Below are 396 nucleotides of genomic sequence, written 5' to 3'. Positions count from 1 at the left end.
GCACCACGGCGCCCGACGCCAGCACCGACATGCCCGCCAGTCCCGGCAGCCGCGAGAGCTGCGGCCCGAGGTTCTTCACCACCACTTCCTGGTTGCCCAGCACTTCGTCCACGTGCAGCGCGATGCGCTGCGAGGCGCTGCGCAGGATCACCACGGGACGCGTGCGGCCCGACGTCTCCTGGCTGCGCGGCGACGACTGCAGCAGCGCGCCTGCCCAGAAGAAGGGCAATGCCTCCACGCCGTCCTCGAACGCGCCCTGGCGGTAGGCCTCGTCCAGCTCGCTGGCGGTCGTGCGGCGCACGATCTCCACGAGGTTGGCCGGCACGCCCAGCGTGAGCCCGCCCGCGCGCAGCATCACCACCTGCGTCACGGCCGTCGTGAGCGGCAGCACCATGC

1 protein-coding gene is annotated in these 396 nt (G+C 72.5%); it reads right to left on the bottom strand.

What is annotated here, in order from left to right; genetic code table 11:
• Positions 1-396, bottom strand: a 396-nt coding sequence (locus tag GVL52_RS32635; protein WP_160012801.1) for a chemotaxis protein CheW, incomplete at both ends; no start/stop codon positions are given.

The sequence above is a fragment of the Rhizobium sp. 18055 genome (assembly GCF_902706285.1).
Taxonomy (GTDB): domain Bacteria; phylum Pseudomonadota; class Alphaproteobacteria; order Rhizobiales; family Rhizobiaceae; genus Rhizobium.
The sequence above is the reverse complement of the archived record's forward strand: the minus strand, read 5'-3'. Positions and strand labels throughout refer to the sequence as shown.